Source organism: Dyella sp. EPa41, from assembly GCF_016586165.1.
Taxonomy (GTDB): domain Bacteria; phylum Pseudomonadota; class Gammaproteobacteria; order Xanthomonadales; family Rhodanobacteraceae; genus Dyella.
On sequence record NZ_BCPR01000086.1, the window covers coordinates 1 to 18,136 of the forward strand.

Annotated in this window: 20 protein-coding genes; 8 read left to right on the forward strand and 12 right to left on the reverse strand. The window is 66.4% G+C overall.

From position 1 onward, the window contains the following. A partial coding sequence (locus JMF82_RS19230; protein WP_201316144.1) for an aldo/keto reductase occupies positions 1–1,073 on the reverse strand: 1,073 nt, incomplete at its 3' end. Between the two features lie 97 nt (positions 1,074–1,170). Between JMF82_RS19230 and JMF82_RS19235 the strand changes: the two genes are divergently transcribed. Further along, a complete protein-coding gene (locus tag JMF82_RS19235) occupies positions 1,171–2,088 on the forward strand; it encodes a LysR family transcriptional regulator (RefSeq protein WP_201316145.1) in 918 nt (305 codons plus the stop codon). An 89-nt stretch (positions 2,089–2,177) separates the two neighbouring features. Here JMF82_RS19235 and JMF82_RS19240 read toward each other — a convergent pair whose 3' ends face one another. Beyond that, a complete protein-coding gene (locus JMF82_RS19240) occupies positions 2,178–2,348 on the reverse strand; it encodes a hypothetical protein (RefSeq protein WP_201316146.1) in 171 nt (56 codons plus the stop codon). A 134-nt stretch (positions 2,349–2,482) separates the two neighbouring features. Next, positions 2,483–3,850 (reverse strand): formimidoylglutamate deiminase, encoded by a 1,368-nt coding sequence (locus tag JMF82_RS19245; RefSeq protein WP_201316147.1) that lies wholly within the window; start codon positions 3,848–3,850, stop codon positions 2,483–2,485. Between the two features lie 77 nt (positions 3,851–3,927). On the opposite strand from JMF82_RS19245, the gene JMF82_RS19250 reads away from it, so the two are divergent. The 3 genes from JMF82_RS19250 to hutI are packed head-to-tail and all read left to right on the forward strand — an operon-like array spanning position 3,928 to position 8,217. Then, the gene (locus JMF82_RS19250; protein WP_201316148.1) at positions 3,928–5,502 is read left to right on the forward strand and encodes a bifunctional GNAT family N-acetyltransferase/carbon-nitrogen hydrolase family protein; all 1,575 of its coding nucleotides are present in this window, start codon (positions 3,928–3,930) and stop codon (positions 5,500–5,502) included. Further along, entirely contained in the window at positions 5,499–6,977 is a 1,479-nt protein-coding gene (locus JMF82_RS19255) for a chloride channel protein (RefSeq protein WP_236585579.1), read from the forward strand. The genes JMF82_RS19250 and JMF82_RS19255 overlap by 4 nt, the downstream gene beginning before the upstream one ends. 4 nt (positions 6,978–6,981) lie before the next feature. Beyond that, positions 6,982–8,217: an imidazolonepropionase gene (hutI, locus tag JMF82_RS19260; protein ID WP_201316149.1), complete on the forward strand. Its 1,236-nt coding sequence runs from the start codon at positions 6,982–6,984 to the stop codon at positions 8,215–8,217. Positions 8,218–8,237: 20 nt separating this feature from the next. Here hutI and JMF82_RS19265 read toward each other — a convergent pair whose 3' ends face one another. From JMF82_RS19265 to gltX, 7 genes are all read right to left on the reverse strand, one after another. After that, a complete protein-coding gene (locus JMF82_RS19265) occupies positions 8,238–8,966 on the reverse strand; it encodes a hypothetical protein (RefSeq protein WP_201316150.1) in 729 nt (242 codons plus the stop codon). A 131-nt stretch (positions 8,967–9,097) separates the two neighbouring features. After that, positions 9,098–9,259, reverse strand: a complete 162-nt coding sequence (locus JMF82_RS19270; protein WP_201316151.1) for a 30S ribosomal protein THX — start codon at positions 9,257–9,259, stop codon at positions 9,098–9,100. A 68-nt stretch (positions 9,260–9,327) separates the two neighbouring features. After that, positions 9,328–10,305 (reverse strand): cation diffusion facilitator family transporter, encoded by a 978-nt coding sequence (locus JMF82_RS19275; protein ID WP_201316152.1) that lies wholly within the window; start codon positions 10,303–10,305, stop codon positions 9,328–9,330. Positions 10,306–10,359: 54 nt separating this feature from the next. Continuing rightward, entirely contained in the window at positions 10,360–10,767 is a 408-nt protein-coding gene (locus tag JMF82_RS19280) for a MerC domain-containing protein (protein ID WP_201316153.1), read from the reverse strand. A gap of 104 nt (positions 10,768–10,871) precedes the next feature. Continuing rightward, entirely contained in the window at positions 10,872–11,357 is a 486-nt protein-coding gene (locus JMF82_RS19285; protein ID WP_201316154.1) for a transcriptional repressor, read from the reverse strand. An 80-nt stretch (positions 11,358–11,437) separates the two neighbouring features. After that, complete coding sequence (locus JMF82_RS19290) at positions 11,438–11,725, reverse strand: hypothetical protein (RefSeq protein WP_201316155.1); 288 nt, start codon at positions 11,723–11,725, stop codon at positions 11,438–11,440. A 35-nt stretch (positions 11,726–11,760) separates the two neighbouring features. After that, the gene (gene gltX / locus JMF82_RS19295; RefSeq protein WP_201316156.1) at positions 11,761–13,161 is read right to left on the reverse strand and encodes a glutamate--tRNA ligase; all 1,401 of its coding nucleotides are present in this window, start codon (positions 13,159–13,161) and stop codon (positions 11,761–11,763) included. An 88-nt stretch (positions 13,162–13,249) separates the two neighbouring features. Between gltX and JMF82_RS19300 the strand changes: the two genes are divergently transcribed. Then, on the forward strand, positions 13,250–14,002 hold the full coding sequence (locus JMF82_RS19300; RefSeq protein ID WP_236585580.1) for a transporter: 753 nt from the start codon (positions 13,250–13,252) through the stop codon (positions 14,000–14,002). A gap of 22 nt (positions 14,003–14,024) precedes the next feature. Here the strand turns inward: JMF82_RS19300 and JMF82_RS19305 are convergent, their stop codons facing one another. Next, a complete protein-coding gene (locus JMF82_RS19305) occupies positions 14,025–14,459 on the reverse strand; it encodes a DUF4399 domain-containing protein (RefSeq protein ID WP_201316157.1) in 435 nt (144 codons plus the stop codon). A gap of 168 nt (positions 14,460–14,627) precedes the next feature. On the opposite strand from JMF82_RS19305, the gene JMF82_RS19310 reads away from it, so the two are divergent. The 3 genes from JMF82_RS19310 (at position 14,628) to JMF82_RS19320 (ending at position 17,015) form a co-directional block, all read left to right on the forward strand. Beyond that, on the forward strand, positions 14,628–15,788 hold the full coding sequence (locus JMF82_RS19310; protein ID WP_201316158.1) for a glycosyltransferase family 1 protein: 1,161 nt from the start codon (positions 14,628–14,630) through the stop codon (positions 15,786–15,788). Between the two features lie 45 nt (positions 15,789–15,833). After that, positions 15,834–16,379, forward strand: a complete 546-nt coding sequence (locus tag JMF82_RS19315; RefSeq protein ID WP_201316159.1) for a phosphatase PAP2 family protein — start codon at positions 15,834–15,836, stop codon at positions 16,377–16,379. A gap of 240 nt (positions 16,380–16,619) precedes the next feature. Beyond that, positions 16,620–17,015 (forward strand): hypothetical protein, encoded by a 396-nt coding sequence (locus tag JMF82_RS19320; protein WP_201316160.1) that lies wholly within the window; start codon positions 16,620–16,622, stop codon positions 17,013–17,015. Between the two features lie 109 nt (positions 17,016–17,124). Here JMF82_RS19320 and accD read toward each other — a convergent pair whose 3' ends face one another. After that, positions 17,125–17,997, reverse strand: a complete 873-nt coding sequence (accD, locus tag JMF82_RS19325; protein WP_038619355.1) for an acetyl-CoA carboxylase, carboxyltransferase subunit beta — start codon at positions 17,995–17,997, stop codon at positions 17,125–17,127. Positions 17,998–18,136 lie beyond the last annotated feature (139 nt).

An 18,136-nucleotide genomic window follows, 5' to 3' on the forward strand; every position in this document is an offset into this window, starting at 1 on the left:
ACCGGCGGCGCGTAACCGGCGGGCTTGCTGCCCACGCTCACGCCACCATGGATGCGGGCCTGCTGGGTGTCACCAAAAAACCAGTACGGGAATGGCGTTTCCGTTGCGCTGGCCTCGTGAAGCCGTGCCCGCAGCTCTGCAGGTATCTCGAAGGACAACGCGCCGAGGTTGTCGTCCAGCTGCGCCAGCTTGGTCGCGCCCACGATCACCGACGCCACCGCCGGCTGCGTCGCCACCCAGTTCAACGCCACCTGCGCCATCGGCTTGCCGAGTGCCTTGGCCACCTCTTCCAGCGCGGCGACGACGCGCCAGTTGCGTTCGGTGAAGCGGTCGAAGCCAGGCAGGCCCGACACCTTCGCCAGGCGGCCTTCGCCCGCGCCGCCCGCTTCGCTCGGCTTGTACTTGCCCGAGAGCAGCCCCATGCCGAGCGGGCTCCATGCGGTAATGCCCATGCCCAGTTCCAGCGCCATCGGTGCGAACTCGTGCTCCAGGCTTCGTTCGACCAGCGAGTACTCGAGCTGGAGGTTCACCAGCGGCGACAGCGCGTGCGCCTCGGCATAAGTCTGCGCCCGCGAGGCGTACCACGCCGGTACATCGGAGAGACCCGCATGGCGGATCTTGCCGGCACGCACGAGGTCGTCGAGCGTGCGCACCACTTCCTCGGCGGGCGAGATGCGATCCCAGGTGTGCAGCAGATACAGGTCGATGTAATCCGTGCGCAGGCGGCGCAGCGAGCCTTCCACCGCGCGCAGGATGTTCTTGCGGCCATTGCCGCCGGCGTTCGGATTTCCCGGCTGCGCGTTGTAGCTGAACTTGGTGGACAGCACGACGCGATCGCGCACGCCGGCGTCCTCCACGAAGCGGCCCAGCAATGCCTCACTGGCACCGTCGGTGTAGAGATCCGCGGTGTCGATGAAATTGCCGCCGGCGGCCAGGTAGCGATCGAACATGGCGCGGGCGGTGTCCTCTGCCGCGCCCCAGCCCCAGTTGTCGCCGAAGGTCATCGTGCCCAGGGCGAGACGGCTGACGCGCAGGCCGGAACGGCCAAGGGTGTAGTAAGCGTCGAGCGACATGGCGAACTCCTTGTGGTTGGGATGGCGCCAGTCTGGGCCTTGCCATTACGCAGAAAAATAGCCATCGTTTGCATGCTTTATTAAGCATGACTAATCAATGGCGAACGACCCGACCACCGCCCTGCGCGCCTTCCAGTTGATAGCCCGGCATGGGAGCTTCACCCGTGCGGCAGCGGAGCTGGAGGTGACGGCCTCGGCGCTGAGCCAGACCTTGCGACAACTGGAAACCCACGTGGGCGTGCGCCTGCTTCACCGGACCACCCGCCGCGTCGGACTCACCGAAGCCGGCCGCGCGTTTCTCGAACGCATTACCCCCGCCCTCGGCGAAATCGACGAAGCCATCGAGGCGTTACGCCAGCATGGCGACCGCCCGGTGGGCACCCTCCGCATCGCCGTGCCACAAATGGTGCTGGATACCCTGATCGCCCCGACGCTCGCCGACTTCATGCGCGCATGGCCCGACGTGCGCGTGGACATCCAGGTCGAGAACCGGCTCACCGACCTCGTGGCGGAAGGTTTCGATGCCGGCATCCGCCTGGGCGAGCGATTGGCGCGCGACATGGTGGCCATCCCGCTGGGCGGGCCACAGCGGGCGGTCGTGGTTGGATCGCCGTCCTATCTTGCGACGCATGGCACGCCGCAACATCCGCGCGATCTCGCCGCGCACGATTGCATCCGCTTTCGTTTCAGCAGCGGCGCGATCTATCGCTGGGAGTTCGCCCACCCCTCGGGCACGTCAAAGGGCCAGTGGTTCGAGCTGGATGTGGATGGGCCGTTGACCACCAACGAACCCGCGCTCGCCATTCGCGCGGCCGCGGATGGCCTGGGCCTTACGCACATGATCGAACTGTCCGTGCGCGCCGCCATCGCGGAAGGCCGGCTGGTTACGGTGCTGGATGATTGGCTGCCGCCGTTCGACAGCTTCTATCTCTATTACCCCAGCCGCTTGCAGGTGCCGCCGAAGCTGCGCGTATTCATCGAACACCTGCGCCGGGGCATTTCAACGCTCATGTAGGAGCGCACCCGGTGCGCGATAACGGCGTCACCGCTCCGTTGGCTTATCGCGCACTGGGTGCGCTCCTACAAGATCGAGGCAGGGTGGCCTTATCCGCGCCAGTGGCCGGACACCCAGACACCGGCAGGCGCGTAATAGCCCGGCACCCACACGCGCGCCGCGTAATGCGGCCTTGGAGCGACCACCACGCAGCCGGTCAATGAAAGCACCGCGCTGCACATGACGGCGAAGGCAAGACCGGCAAGCATGAGTCGACGCATGACGCACTCCTCGAGTGATGGACTTGCGTCGGAGAACGCTGCTCATGGGAGGCCGCTGACCGTGCACCGGGCGATGGATGGCTGCGGTTCATCCGTGCCGCGGCAAGCGTTCACGCTGTCGCGATGCTGGCGGCTCAACGCCGCGCCAAGCGCTCCATTACCGTGCGGTAACGCGCGGCGATGCGGTCCTCGTCGCGGTGCGCGCCATCACGCACCATCCATTCACCGCCCACCATCACATCGCGCACCAGGGGGGCGTTGCCGGCGAACAGGAAGCTGTCGATCACCGAAGCTTCGTCACGCGCCGCGAGCAACGGCGCGCGATCGTCCAGCACGACAAGGTCGGCGCGTGCCGCTTCGCGTAGTTCGCCGATCGGCAGACCCGACGCCAGCGCGCCACCGCGCAATGCCGCCGGCCATAGCGTTTCGCCGACGCTTTCGCCCTGGTGGCGCGCGGCGATGTTGCGGTGACGCGTGGAGAGCCGCTGTCCATATTCCAGCCAACGCAGCTCCTCGACGGGCGACACCGAGATATGCGAGTCCGAACCGATGCCCAGCGTGCCGCGCGCATCGAGATAGTCGGCCAACGGAAACAGCCCGTCGCCCAGGTTCGCCTCGGTGGTAGGACAAAGGCCGGCCACGGCGCCGCTGCCGGCAAGCTGCCTGGTTTCCTGCGCGCTCAGGTGCGTCGCGTGCACCAGCGTCCAGCGCGAATCGATGTCGGCATGGGCAAACAGCCATTCGACCGGGCGTGCGCCGCGCGTGGCGAGGCAATCCTGCACTTCGCCGATCTGTTCGGCGATATGGATATGGATGGGACAATTTTTTGCGAGGTCATCGGCCAGCACCTCCCGCATCGCCTCTTCGGGCACCGCGCGCAGCGAATGCAGCGCGATGCCCACGCGCACGCGATCGCTTTCATGGGCACGCAAGGCCTGCAGCAACCGCAGGTAGGAGGGCACGTCGTGGCCGAAGCGGCGCTGGCGCGGCGCCAAGGGACGACCGTCGAAACCACCGCTCATGTACAGCACGGGCAGCAGCGTCAAGGCGATGCCCGCTTCACGGGCAGCCTCGATCAGCGCCAGCGACATCGCCTCCGGTTGCGCGTACGGCGTGCCATCGGGCTGGTGGTGCAGGTAATGGAACTCGCAGACCTGCGTGTAGCCGCTCTTGAGCATTTCGACATACAGCTGCGCGGCAATCGCCTGCAACTCATCCGGCCCGATCGTCGCCGCGAACGCGTACATGGTTTCGCGCCACGTCCAGAAGCTGTCGTCCGTCTTGCCCTTGCGCTCGGCCAGGCCGGCCATGGCGCGCTGGAACGCATGCGAATGCAGGTTGGGCATGCCTGGCAGCACCCAACGGCCCAGGCGGTCGCCTTCGCCAGCGGCCACGCCCACGATCGCGCCGCGATCGTTCACCTGCACACCGGCGTCACGTATCCAGCCTTGCGGCGTCCACAATCGATCGGCGGCGTAGCGAGTGGGGATGACGGCGGCCATGGTGCTCACTCCAGGAGGCAATACACGCGAGTTTACGGCCCGCCGCCTCGTTCAGCGAGCTGCGGCATAATGCGGCGATGGCCAAGAAGAATCAGGAAAACGCCCCGAAGCTGCTGGTCCGCCAGGCGAAGCCCGCCGACGTGCCCGCACTGGTCGAGCTCACCGGCCGCGTCTACACGCCCGAATGGGGACATTCCGCGGAAATGCTGCGCTCCCAGCAGACACATTTTCCGCAGGGCCAGTTCGTGGTCGAGTACGAGGGCAAGCTCGTCGGCTATTGCGCCACGTTCCGCATCGACGAGGCGACCGCCCTCGCGCCGCATACCTGGATGCAGATCACCGGCGGCGGCATGGGTTCGCGCCATCGCAGCGACGGCAACTGGCTGTACGGCATGGAAGTGGTGGTGCATCCCGACTACCGCAACATCCGCATCGGCCAGCGCCTGTACCAGGCACGCAAGCGCCTGTGTACCGACCTCAAGCTGCGCGGCATCGTGTTCGGCGGCCGCATCCCGGGCCTTGCGCGCAACCTGCAGCGCTACGGCACCGCCAAGGCCTATGTGCAGGCGGTGGTGGAGGGCAAACGCCGCGACCCCACGCTGAGTTTCCAGCTGAGCAACGAGTTCGAGGTGATCGGGCTGTTGCGCGGCTACGTACCGTCCGACTATGACTCGCTCGGCTATGCCGCGCATCTGGTGTGGCGCAATCCGCAGCTGCTCAACCAGCCGGACATCCCCTCGATTCCCTCGACGCAGCCGCTGCCCGATCTCGTGCGCGTGGCGTCGGTGCAATACCAGCAGCGACGCATCCGCTCCTTCGACGAATTCGCCACGCAGGTGGAATACTTCACCGACATCGCGGCCGACTACAGCGCGGACTTCGTCACGTTTCCCGAGCTGATCACGCTGCAGCTGCTGTCGATCGAGAACGAGGAACTCTCGCCGGTCGAGTCCATCCGCAAGCTCAGCCAGTACACGCCGCAGGTGAAGGAGCTCTTCAGCCGCCTGGCGGTGCACTACAACATCAACATCATCGCCGGCTCGCATCCCACCGAGCAGCCGAACGGCGATATCCACAACGTCTGCTACGTGTGCCTGCGCGATGGCTCCATCCACGAGCAGGAGAAGATCCACCCGACGCCCAGCGAACGCACGGTGTGGAACATCACCGGCGGCGATACCGCGGCGACCATCCAGACCGATTGCGGCCCCATCGGCGTGATGATCTGCTACGACTCCGAGTTCCCCGAAGTCGCGCGGCATCTCACCGACCAGGGTGCGCTGATCCTGTTCGTGCCGTTCTGCACCGACGTGCGCGAAGGTTATCTGCGCGTGCGTTATTGCTCGCAGGCGCGCGCGATCGAGAACCAATGCTACGTGGTGCTTTCGGGCAACGTGGGCAACCTGCCCGGCGTGAACAATTTCGACATCCAGTACGGACAGAGCTGCATCCTCACGCCCAGCGATTTCCCGTTCGCGCGCGACGGCATTGCCGCGGACTCCACGCCGAACATCGAAACCGTGCTGTTCGCCGACCTGCGCCTGGAAAGCCTGGCCCGCGCGCGCAACGCCGGCGCCGTGCAGAACCTCAAGGACCGCCGCTTCGACCTCTACGAGACGCGCTGGACCCGCAAGTCGGAGGCCAAGCCGTGAGCGAAGAAGCCCCCGATCCCTCCAGTCCGCAGGCGCGGCTGCGCCGGTTGACCGAGTCCGAACTCTTCTCCTTGCCCCAGTGGCGGCGGCGCGTCCTGTTCTGGACCGGCGCGGTGCTGGTGGGCCTGGCCGCCGTGGGCTTCGCGCAGGCGGCGGATTGGGCCTACCGGGTTTTCCACGGCGTGGTGGAAAGCAACCGGTACTGGGCGTTCCTGATCACGCCGCTGACATTCGCGCTGCTCGCATGGCTGACCCAGGGCGCGCTCAAGGCCACCCGCGGCTCGGGCATCCCCCAGGCGATCGCCGCGCTCAAGGTCGAAGACGAGGGTTTCCGGCAGAGCCTGCTGTCGCTGCGCGTGGCGCTGGGCAAGATGGCGCTGACGCTCGCCGCCCTGCTCGGCGGCGCATCGGTCGGGCGCGAAGGCCCGACCGTGCACGTGGGCGCGGGCCTGCTCTACTCGCTGGGCCGACGCTTCGGTTTCGCCGAACCCGCCGCTGCCGGCCGCTTCATCCTGGCCGGCGCCGCAGCGGGTCTCGCAGCGGCCTTCAATACGCCGCTCGCCGGCATCGTGTTCGCCATCGAGGAAATGAGCGGATCGTTCGAGCACCGGTTGAGCGGCATCCTGCTCACCGCGGTGTTCGTGGCGGGCATGGTGTCGCTGGGCATCCTGGGCAACTACGCCTATTTCGGCCAGTTCGACATCGGCCTGCCGCTGGGCAAGGCCTGGTGGGCGGTGCTCGCCACGGGCCTCGTCTGCGGCCTTGCCGGCGGTTTGTTCGCGCGACTGATCCTGCCCAGCGAGCACGGGCTCCGTGGTTTGGTCGGGCGCCTTCGTGCGCGCCAGCCGATCGTGTTCGCCGCCTCATGCGGCCTCGCGCTGGTGCTGCTCAGCCAGCTCACGCATACCGGCCTGTACGGCACGGGATACGCGCAGGCCAGGGAGATCATCGGGGGGCATGCCGACACCGTCTCCTCGTTCGGCGTGCTGAAATTCCTGGGCAATATCGCGTCCTATTGGGCGGGCATCCCCGGCGGCATCTTCTCGCCGGCGCTGGCGGTGGGGGCCGGTCTGGGCAACAACCTCACGGCCATCCTGCCGGGCGTCGATCCGTCGGCGGTGGCGCTGCTGGCGATGGCGGGCTATCTGTCGGGCGTGACGCAGGCGCCACTGACCGCGACGGTGATCTCGATGGAACTCACCGCCAACCAGCAGATGGTGCTGCCGATCATGGCGACCTGCCTGCTCGCGCGCGCCGCGTCGTCCATCTTCTCGCGCAAACCGGTGTATCGCGCCCTGGCCGACAAGCTCATCGAAGGCTACGAGCGCGAACTCGCGAGGCGTGCCGCCGAGGAGCGGGATGACGAGCCGGCAAGCACCGCGGCGAAGAGCTCGGCCGCCGAGGATCCCGCGACGCCGATTCCGCCTTCCGCCGGGCCCGACGACCACCGGCCTTCGCCCTCGCCTGGACACTGATCGAATGAGCCATTCCTGGGATCACTTGCTGCTGGACGCCACGCTCGCGACCTTCGCCGGCGACGCGCCTTATGGATTGATCCGGCATGGTGCCATCGCCTTGCACGGCGGACGCATCGGCTGGGTCGGGCCACGAAGCGCCCTGCCCGCCGACGCCGAGCACCGCGCGGCGCGCGTCGACCATCTCGGTGGTGCATTGGTGACTCCGGGCTTGATCGATTGCCATACGCATCTGGTCTTTGGCGGCGACCGCGCGCATGAGTTCGACCTGCGCCTCAACGGCGCCAGTTACGAAGAGATCGCGCGCGCGGGCGGCGGCATCGTTTCCACCGTCAAGGCCACGCGCGAAGCCAGCGAGGATGCGCTGTTCGCACAGACCTTGCCGCGCGCGCATGCCCTTCTCGCCGACGGCGTCACCACCGTGGAAATCAAGTCGGGGTACGGCCTGGACCTGGAAACGGAACGGCGCATGCTGCGCGTCGCCCGTCGCATCGGCAAGGCGCTGGGCATCACCGTGCGCACAACGTTCCTCGGCCTGCACGCGTTGCCCCCGGAATACCGGGACGATCGCGAGGCTTACGTCGCCCTGGTCTGCGACCAGATGCTGCCTTCGCTGGCCAGCGAAGGGCTCGTCGATGCCGTCGACGCCTTCTGCGAGAACATCGGTTTCACGCCGGCCGAAACGCGCCGCGTATTCGATCGCGCCACGCAACTCGGCCTGCCGGTGAAATTGCACGCGGAGCAGCTTTCCGATCTCGACGGCGCGGCCCTGGTGGCGAGTTATCGCGGCCTCTCCGCCGATCACCTGGAGCACCTCAGCGACAGCGGCATTCGCGCCATGGCGGCGGCAGGCACGGTGGCCGTGCTGCTGCCCGGCGCGTTCTACGCATTGCGCGAAACCAGGCTGCCGCCGATCGCCGGCCTGCGCGAGCAGGGCGTCGCCATGGCGGTCGCGACGGATTGCAATCCGGGCACCTCGCCGCTGCTCTCCTTGCGCCTGGCCGCCGGCATGGCTTGCACGCTGTTCCGCCTTACGCCGGAAGAAGCCTTGCGCGGCGTAACGGTGAATGCCGCCAAGGCACTCGGTTTCGCCGATCGCGGCACGCTCGCGGCCGGCCAGCGAGCCGATCTCGCCGTATGGAACGTGCGCGAGCCCGCCGAGCTTTGCTACTGGATCGGCGGCAGCCACGTGCTGCGCGATATCTTCCTCGGCGGCGAACTGCTGTCGCCGGAATCCTGAGCGAGCGACCAGGCGGCTGGCTATTTTTTGGCAGCCGGCGTCAGCTCGTTCAGTACCTTTCCGTCCGCGTCGAGGAACCTGAGGCTGGACGTTCCATCCGCCGCCACGCCCATGACGATGCGTGGGTGTCCCTGCGCGTCGCGCAGCGAAACCTTGGCCACGCCATCGTCGCTGCGCGTCACCGCGATGCGCGTGGCGCCGTAGTAGCCATCCTTCTCGCGCTGCTGCATCAAGGCGTCGCGCTGCGCTTCCGGCATGGCCTTGAGCTTGTCGGCGTTGATGAAATCCTGCTCGATGGGCCGGTCCGCGCGATCGCTCACGATCAGGCCGGCCAGGTGACCGCTGCTGTCGTGGGCGCCCACCAGCTGGACCAGCTGGTCCTGCTCATACTTGTCGAAGGTGAGGCTGCCGCCGCTGTCGACGATCTTGCCGTCCTTGTCCTTGTGGCCGCTGAAGATGAGGCCGCCGTTTTCCGTGCCCTCGTCGTTGTAGAACAGCATGCCGGCATTGGGTCGTGCGTGCGGGTATTCCTTGCCCTTGAAGATCGCACCGGGGAAGTTGGCCTTGTCCGAAATCACCATGCGCAAGGTGCCATCCGGTTCCACCAGGTTGATCCGTTGCACGTCGAGCTCGTCGATCTGCATCTTCTTCGGCTTCACCACGAAACCGGAAAGCAATGCCGCGACCACCGCGGTCGTCAGCACGCCCGAATAGATCACCAGAAAACGCTGCCCCCACTGCCCTGTCATGCCCGTCTCTCCCTCATTGAGCCGGATCGATTGGAGCATGCGCCTCGACGGGGCAGGACGTGCCGACCGTCATGCCGATGGGCAAAAAAAAGCCCCCGCCTGGGCGGGGGCTGGTCGGGAGCCGGTCAGGCTCAGGCCGACTTCTTCTTCGGAGCGGCCTTCTTGGCGGCGGCCGGCTTGGTCACAGTCGCCTTGGCACCGGCCACGGCCGGCTGCAGCGAATGCGCGCGGCTGTTGCCATAGCTGCCACGGTAGGTCTTGCCACGACGGGTCTTGCGGTCGCCCTTGCCCATGAGGGAACTCCTGATTCGTTAGGGTGAACGGCCGACCATCGTATCAGCGGTCGTCCAAAGCGCAATAGTCAACGGTGGCCGTGCCCGGCGCAGTCGCGGGCATGGTCGGGACACGCCTCCGTATCCACCTGCACGGTCACGTGCTGGACGCCGAAACGCTCCGACAGCACCCGGTTGATCGCCGCGATCGCCACCGCGCTGCGGTGCCCGTCGTGCACTTCTGCATGCAGCGTCGCCATGCGCGAGCCGGAGGCGAGCTGCCACACGTGCACGTGGTGGATGTCGCGAATCGACGGATCGGCAGCACGCAGCGCGTCGGCGACGTCGCCCATGCTCAGGCCATCCGGCACGCCTTCGAGCAGGATGTGCGAGGAACGCCGCAGCAGGCGCCATGCGCTGTTGAGGATGAGCAGCGACACCAGCAGCGAAAGCACCGGGTCGGCCCAGTTCCAGTCCAGCCAGCGCACCAGCAGCGCGGCCACGACCGCGGCGACCGAACCCAGCAGGTCGCCGAGCACGTGCAGCGTCGCGCCAGCCAGGTTCACGTCGTCGTGCGCATGGCCATGCAAGGTGCGCAACACGAGCAGGTTCACGAACAGGCCGACGATCGCCACCACCAGCATCATGCCCGACAGGATGTGCGCGGGATTGAACAGGCGCGTCACCGCCTCGTAGGCAATGAAGGCCACCAGCACGAACTGCGTCAGCGCGTTGACGAAACCGGCCAGCACTTCCAGCCGGCCATAGCCATAGCTGCGCCGCGCATCCGCCGGCCGCTTGGCGAACCATGCGCCGGCAATGGCCAGCAACAACGCCAGCGCATCGATCAGCATGTGGCCGGCATCGGCAACCAGGGCCAACGAGCCCGACCAGAAACCGCCGATCATCTCCACCAGCATCATCAGCGTGGTGAGCACGAACGCGAAGATCAGCTTGCGTTCGCGCCCGCCGATGCCGCCGTGGTCATGGTCGTGGGAATGACCATGCGCATGGCCGCGATGGTCATGGTCGTGATCGTCGTGTGTGCGCGCGTGAGCCGAAGTCATGCGTGAATGCTAGGAACCGTGGTGTCCGTTACACAATCACGGCAGCCACTGCCGTCAATGCGCATGAACGGCCCGATGCTTGCGCAGATTGATGAAATGCGCCGTGGCCACCAGCAGCCCACCGCAGGTCACCAGCACGCTGTGCAATGCGATGGAATAGTTCTCGGCGAAAGTCACGCCGGTGACCAGCAACGCGAGCCCCGGCAGTGCAAGCAGCAACGGCAATGGCTGCCGATGGTGGCGATAGGCACTGACCAGCGTGATCAAGGCGAGTGCGCTGGCGAACATCACGAAGCCGCGCTCGAAACGGTGATCGGCAAGAAAACCCAGCCCCAGCAGCGGTAGCAGCGCCAGCACGAACGGCAATGCCGCGCAGTGGATGGCGCACAGAAACGACGCCAGCGCACCGATCCGGTCAGCCAGCGACCACCAGCGATTTTTTTGTTGTTCGAGGGCTGCCATCGGTTTGGATCGGATCGCAACGCAGGGGTCGGGTCGGCCCGGTCAGCGTATGTTACATTATAACGTCGCAAACGCAAGCGGCGGCGCCGGGCATGCAAAACCGCTCAGGCCTTGCGGCAGTTCTTGCAGAGCCCGTGCACTTCCAGGGTTTGCGCCTGCGGGCGGAAGCCAAACGCCTTGGCCTGGGCCTCGATCAGCTCGGCGACCCGCTCGTCGCACACTTCCTGGGCGCTGGAGCAGTTGTCGCAGATGAGGAACGGCACCTGGTGCGCTTCCGCCGGGTGATGGCAGGACACGAAGGCGTTGATGGACTCCAGCTTGTGGATGAAACCGTGCTCGAGCAGGAAGTCGAGCGCGCGGTACACCGTGGGGGGCGCCGCGTTGCCGTGCCGCTCGCGCAGCTGGTCGAGCAGGTCATAGGCCTTCACCGGCTTGCCGGCGGCGGCGACCAGCTCCAGCACTTCCTTGCGCAGCGGCGTGAGGCGCAGGCCGCGCTCCTCGCTCGCATGCTCCACCGCACGCACGAAGCTTTGCGCATCGTCGTGATGGTGGTGGTGCGCATGCGGCTTGCCGGGGGCGGTCTGACTCAATGGGTTCACCTCGCGCTCATCATACACCGCTGCCTTCGGGCAGCTTGCGCCAAACCGACGGGGCTGACCGTATATATGGGTCAACGGCGCCGGGGCAACGGCGGAGGCGTTGCAGCTCCCTTGCGGGCGCGCGGGCGCGCAAGGACGACGATCCAGCCGATCGGACCGAGCACGGCCGACCAGACGATGCCCTCCACGGTACGCCCCCGCCACCAGCCGATCAGCGCGCCCACCGCGACGAACGCGAGGTTCCACCAGAACAGCTTGGCCCAGGGCACCATGCCCATCAGGTTCATGAAGATGCGCAGGAAGGCATCGGGGGCGTCCACATCGACGCCCTGCGTGGCCCTGGCCAACCACTCATCCATGCGCGTTCACTCCGTCCCGTGCATGGCCAGGCGACTCAGCCCCGGGCTTTCGCGATGGCGTCGTCGATGCGCTGTAGCGCCACCTCGCGCCCGGCGAGATAGATCGTGTGATCGATCGACGGCGACACCTGCGTGCCGGTCATCGCCACGCGCAGCGGCTGGGCGATCTTGCCCATGCCCAGCTCCAGCTTGGCGGCCACCTGCTCGATCACGCCATGGATCGGCTCGGGCTTCCATTCGACGTCGGCCAGCAAAGCCTTTGCCGCTTCCAGCACGGCCACCGCGCTGTCGTTCTGCAGGTGCTTGGCCACGGCCTTCTCGTCCCACTCGACGATGGGGCCGTACCAGATCTTCGCGCGCTCGGCCATTTCCTTCAGCGTCTGCACGCGATCGCGCAGCGCGACGATGACGTCGGCGGGTTTCGGCCACGTGCTGAAGTCGATGCCGGCCTGCGCCAGGTGCCACTCGAATTCCGGCACGATCGCGCCCGGCTCTTCGGTCTTCAGGTAATGCTGATTGAGCCACGACAGCTTGGTCACGTCGAAGCGCGAGGCGGCCTTGTTGACGTCGCCGATATCGAACAGGCGGATCATCTCCTCCTCGGAGAAGATTTCCTGGTCGCCATGCGACCAGCCGAGGCGCACGAGGTAGTTGAGCAGCGCGTGCGGCAGGAAGCCGTCGTCGCGGTACTGCATCACGCTCACCGCGCCGTGGCGCTTGCTGAGCTTCTGGCCATCGGGGCCGAGGATCATCGGCAGGTGCGCGAATTCCGGCACCGGCGCCCCCAGCGCCTTGTAGATGTTGATCTGGCGTGGCGTGTTGTTGACGTGGTCGTCGCCGCGGATCACCTCGGTGATGCCCATGTCGATGTCGTCCACCACCACGGCGAAGTTGTAGGTGGGCCAGCCGTCGGAACGGAAGATCACCAGGTCGTCGAGCTCGGCATTGCTCCACTCCACGCGGCCCTTCACCTTGTCGTCGAACACCACCGAGCCTTCCAGCGGGTTCTTGAATCGGATCACGCGGTTCGGGTCGTCGCGGTACGGCTCGTTGCGGTCGCGGTAATAGCCGTTGTAGCGGGGCTTCTCGCCCTTGGCCATCGCCCCGTTGCGCATGGCCTCGATCTCGTCCTTGCTCTCGTAGGCGTAGTACGCCTTGCCGGCCTTCAGCAGTTCGTCGGCGACCTGCTTGTAACGTTCGAGGCGCGCGGTCTGGTAGACCGGGCCTTCGTCGTGGTGAAGTCCGAGCCAGTTCATGCCATCGAGAATCGCCTGCACGGCCTCTTCGGTAGAACGCTCGCGATCGGTATCCTCGATGCGCAGCACGAACTGGCCGCCGCGGCGACGCGCTTCCAGCCAGCAGTACAGCGCCGTGCGGGCGCCGCCGATATGCAGGAAACCGGTGGGACTGGGGGCAAAGCGGGTGCGGACGGTCATGGGGAGACTTCGATGGGACTCAAGGAAAGTGAGCGATTTTAGCCGATACCGCGCGCCGCGCCGAACCGCACCCGGGATGGGTCCACGCATGCTCCTGGCCAGCATGGCGCTGGCCATGCTGGCGCCGGCCCTGCCCGCGCATGCGGACAACCCCGGCTATGACCGTCCGGGGCTCGGATTCCAGCCCGCGGTGCTGGACGCCGGTGATGTCACGATCGAGCAGGGACTGCCTACCTGGACGCAGGACCGCGAGGCCGGCATGACCCAATCCCAGTACACCGCCGATACGCTGTTGCGCGTCGGCCTCGGCGGCCCGTTCGAAGCGCAACTGGGCACGTCGTTCTTCAACGCGGTGCATCAGACAGGTCCCGGCGGGAACGCGTGGGAACACGGGCGCGGCGATACCGTCCTCGGGCTCAAGTGGGCGCCCCGGCAACCGGGCAACTTCACCTGGGGCGTGCTTGGCAGCGTGGAGTTCACCGACGGCGCGCAAGGCGTCCGCAACGACCGGAAACAGTACCTGCTCGGCGCGGACCTCAACTGGCAGCTGACGGCGTCAGACGCCGTGGGCGGCTATGTCGAGGACGTGAGATCCGGCGGCCAGGACGAGACCACGCTGGCCCTCAGTGAAAACCACGCACTGACCCGCTCGCTGACGGGCTATGTCGAAGCCGCCCTCGTGCACGATTCGGGCGAGCGCAGCGGCACCGAGGCCGGCGCCGGCCTGGCGTGGATGGTCGGCCAGCGCGTGCAGCTGGATGGCGGCGTGCGCCGTCGCCTCGGCGGTCACGCCCAGGCATGGATGGCCAGCCTGGGCGTATCGGTGTACTTCGGCCACTGAGCCGGAAAAGCGGCGCACCGCCCTACTTGACCGTGATGGTGACCTGCTTGGAAACGATCGGCGGGTCGAACGGAACATGGTTCTCGTCGGCCAGCTCCAGCTGCAGCGTGTGCTTGCCCGGCGCCAGCTTCAGGGTGGTTTCGGTCTGGCCGTTGCCGAAGTGCACGTGCTGTTCGTCCTTCGGGATCGGCTGGCCCGCGGCCGGCATGTCCTTCACGTCCACCAGCAGGTGATGGTGACCGGTGCCTTCCTTCTTCACCCCCGCCGGCGCGACGCCCATGCCCTTGAGGCCGAATTGCACGGTGACTTCGGTGCCGACGACGGCGCCGTCCTTGGGCGAAATGATGTAGACCTCGGCACCCGCGGGGGCCTTCGTGACCGGCACCCCTGGCGCATCGGCAGCGAAGGCGCCGCCGGCGGCAACGGTGAGTGCGAGTGCGAGCAGCATGCGTTTCATCGGCGTGTCTCCACGGTGACAAGTCTCCGGAGTGTAACCACGAAACAGTGTTGACGGCGTCCATGGCGATCGCACGCATGACCTTCGTCATGCATGCGTCATACACGCGCCATGCCGTCGCAACGCCCAGGGAGGAACCTGCACCGGGCCAGCCAACGGTAGATCACAGTGCGCATCGGCATTGTCAGCGAGACCTATCCACCCGAAATCAACGGCGTGGCACTGACCGTGCACAGCCTCGCCGCCGGACTGGCGGCACAGGGGCACACGGTCGATCTCATTCGTCCCCAGCAGCAACAGTCGTTCCAGGACGAGCCCGGCATCGTCGCGCTGGAGGTTCCCGGCGCATCGCTGCCCCGCTACCCCGGCCTTCGTTTCGGCTGGCCGGCCAGCGGCAAGCTGCGTGAACGATGGACGCGATTGCGCCCCGACGCGATCTACGTCGCCACCGAAGGACCGCTGGGCTGGTCGGCCATCCGCACGGCCAAGCGCCTGGGCATACCGGCGGCCACGGGCTTTCACACCCGCTTCGATACCTATGCCGATCACTACGGCGTGGGTTTTCTCACACCGGTCGTACGCGGCTACCTGCGCCGCTTCCATCGACGCGCGGCGGCCACGCTGGTGCCCACCGATGCGCTGGCTGCCGAACTCACCGCGCTGGGTGTTGATACCGCGCGCCTGTTGCGTCGCGCGGTGGACACGCAGTCGTTCCATCCGCGCCATCGCAGCGCGGAGCTGCGCGAAGCCTGGGGAGTCGACGGCAATACGCCGGTGGTGCTCTACGTCGGACGCATCGCGCCCGAGAAGAATCTCGATCTCGCGGTGCGCACGTTTCGCGCCATCCAGCAGCAGGTACCCAAGTCCCGCTATGTATGGGTGGGCGACGGACCGGCCCGCGCGGCGCTGCAGGCCGCCAATCCGGACTTCATCTTCGTGGGCATGCAACGCGGCGAAGCACTGGCGCGGCACTACGCAAGCGCCGACCTGTTCCCCTTTCCAAGCCTCAGCGAGACGTTCGGCAACGTGATCCTCGAGGCGTTGGCCGCCGGCCTGCCCGTGATCGCCTATGAGGAAGGCGCCGCGCGCGAGCATTTGCTGCACGGCCACAACGGCTATCGCATCGATGCCGGCGATGAGAAGGCCTTCATCGAATCGGCCGTGACGCTGGCCGGCAACGCCAGCCTGATCCGCCATATGGGCCGGGCGGCGCACGCCAGCATCGCCAATCTTTCGCCCGACGCCGTGATTCGCGAGTTCGAAACCCTCTTGCGTGAACTGGCCCAGGAGAACGTGCATGAGCATCATGCCACCGCTGCACACGCCTGACCGCGAGTGTGTCCATTGCAACTCAACGCGAGTGACGGAGAAGCCATGAACACACTCCCAGGCCCTCGCCTGGCCATCGACCGCCGCATGTGCGTGGCGGCCAATCGCTGGGGTACACGTCGCGCCGTAGGCGTCTTCTTCGGCATCATCAGCCGGCTCGGCGATGGCGTGTTCTGGTATTCGCTGATGGCGGCCCTCGCCTTGATCGACGGGCGCCGCGGCCTGCTTGCCGCCGCGCAGATGGCAGTGACCGGCCTGACCGCATTGTTCCTGTATCGCCTGCTCAAGCGCTGGACGCGCCGCCCGCGTCCGTTCCGCGCCTGCCCCGGCGTGATCGCGCATGTGCCGCCGCTCGACGAATTCAGTTTCCCCTCGGGACATACGCTGCAGGCGGTGAGTTTCACCGTCGTCGCCTTGGCCTGGTATCCGCTGCTGGCGCCGCTGCTGCTCACCTTCACCACGCTGGTGGGTGCGTCGCGCGTGATCCTGGGCCTGCACTATCCGAGCGACGTGATTGCCGCAACGGCCATTGGCGGCGCGCTGGGCGCGTTGTCGCTGTGGTTGCTGCCGTTGCGGGCGTTGATGGGTTGAGGCAGGCATCGCGCACTGGGTGCGCTCCTACAAGAGCGCGAGGCTTGTGCAGGAGCGCACCCAGTGCGCGATCCCGGCCCACCTCACCGCTGCGCATTTCCCCATCACCGCGTCACACGCGCTTTGCGCTCAGATAGATAGCACACCTATCCACAGGCTTTGCCCGCACGCATCCACACAAGCTGTGGAAAACGCATTCGTCGGCACGCATACGTTCGTTGCCGAAGGCATCAACGATCGTTGCGCAATCGCGCGCCATCACGTCGCGACACGTTTGGCATCAACGGGATAGATCACCTATCCACAGGCTTTCTCAAGGCGTATCCACATTCGCTGTGGAAAACCATCGCGTATCGCCATCGCGCGCAGGGTGTGCTCCCGCAGGGGCAACATGTGATTCGCCTGCTCAAACGTGCATCAATGCGTCGCGATGCGTTCAACGTCAACGGGATAGCGCAACTATCCACAGGCTGGTGCAGTGCGTATCCACATGCGTTGTGGAAAACATTCGAGGCCTTGCCATGTTCGATGGCGCCGTTCGTCGTGGAAGCGTACCCGGTGCGCGATGGCGACCGGCCCGATGGCTGGTCAATCAGGCATCACCGCGTCACCACCGCTTGTGCATCAAGCAGATAGCCCGTCTATCCACAGGCTGTCACCGCGCGCATCCACACGGCCTGTGGAAAACATCAAAAAAACAGCGCCGCGAGGGCGCTGTCTTTCGTGCGGCATGCAATGGCGTGCATCACGCCACGCGCGGGGCCTTTTGCAGGATGCCGAGCAGGTCGGCCAGCTTGTCGCGCATTTCGCGGCGATCGATGATCAGGTCGATCGCACCGTGCTCGACCAGGAACTCCGAACGCTGGAAGCCTTCCGGCAAGGTTTCGCGCACGGTCTGCTCGATCACGCGCGGACCGGCGAAGCCGATCAGCGCCTTGGGTTCGCCGACATTGATGTCGCCCAGCATGCCCAGGCTCGCCGACACGCCACCGGTGGTGGGGTGCGTGAGCACGCTGATGTACGGCACGCCGGCGTCGCGCATGCGCGCGAGGGCGGCAGAGGTCTTCGCCATCTGCATCAGCGAGAACAGCGATTCCTGCATGCGCGCGCCGCCCGTGGCGGAGAAACACACGAGCGCGCTGCGATCGGCCAGCGCGCGCTCGGCGGCGCGGGTGAACTTCTCGCCCACCACCGAGCCCATCGAGCCACCCATGTAGGAGAACTCGAACGCCACGGCCATCAGCGGACGGCCCTTGAGGCGGCCGCTCATCGCCAGCAGCGCGTCCTTCTCGCCGGTGGACTTCTGCGCCGCGATGATGCGGTCGCGGTACTTCTTGGAGTCACGGAACTTGAGCGGGTCGCTCGGCTCCATGCTGGCCCACAGCTCCTGCGCCGAACCCGGATCGAGGAACGAATCGAGGCGCGCACGCGCATCGATGGTGTGGTGATGACCGCACTTGGGGCAGACCATCAGGTTGCGTTCCAGCTCTGGCCGGTACAGCACCGTGCCGCAACCACCGCACTTCTCCCACACGCCTTCCGGCACCTTGCCCTTGCCGCCGGTGCCGGTGGCTTCCGTGCGGGCGCGCGGAGTCATGATTTTCTGGAGCCAGTTCATATCAACTCAACCTCGAACGCTTTTCGCCCTCTCCCCTCCGTGGAGAGGGTTGGGGTGAGGGGCCAATCTAGCCTCGGTCCGGCTTTGACTACTTTCTGTGGCCAAAGCTCGCTCATTCAACATCAACCGCAAGCCCGAC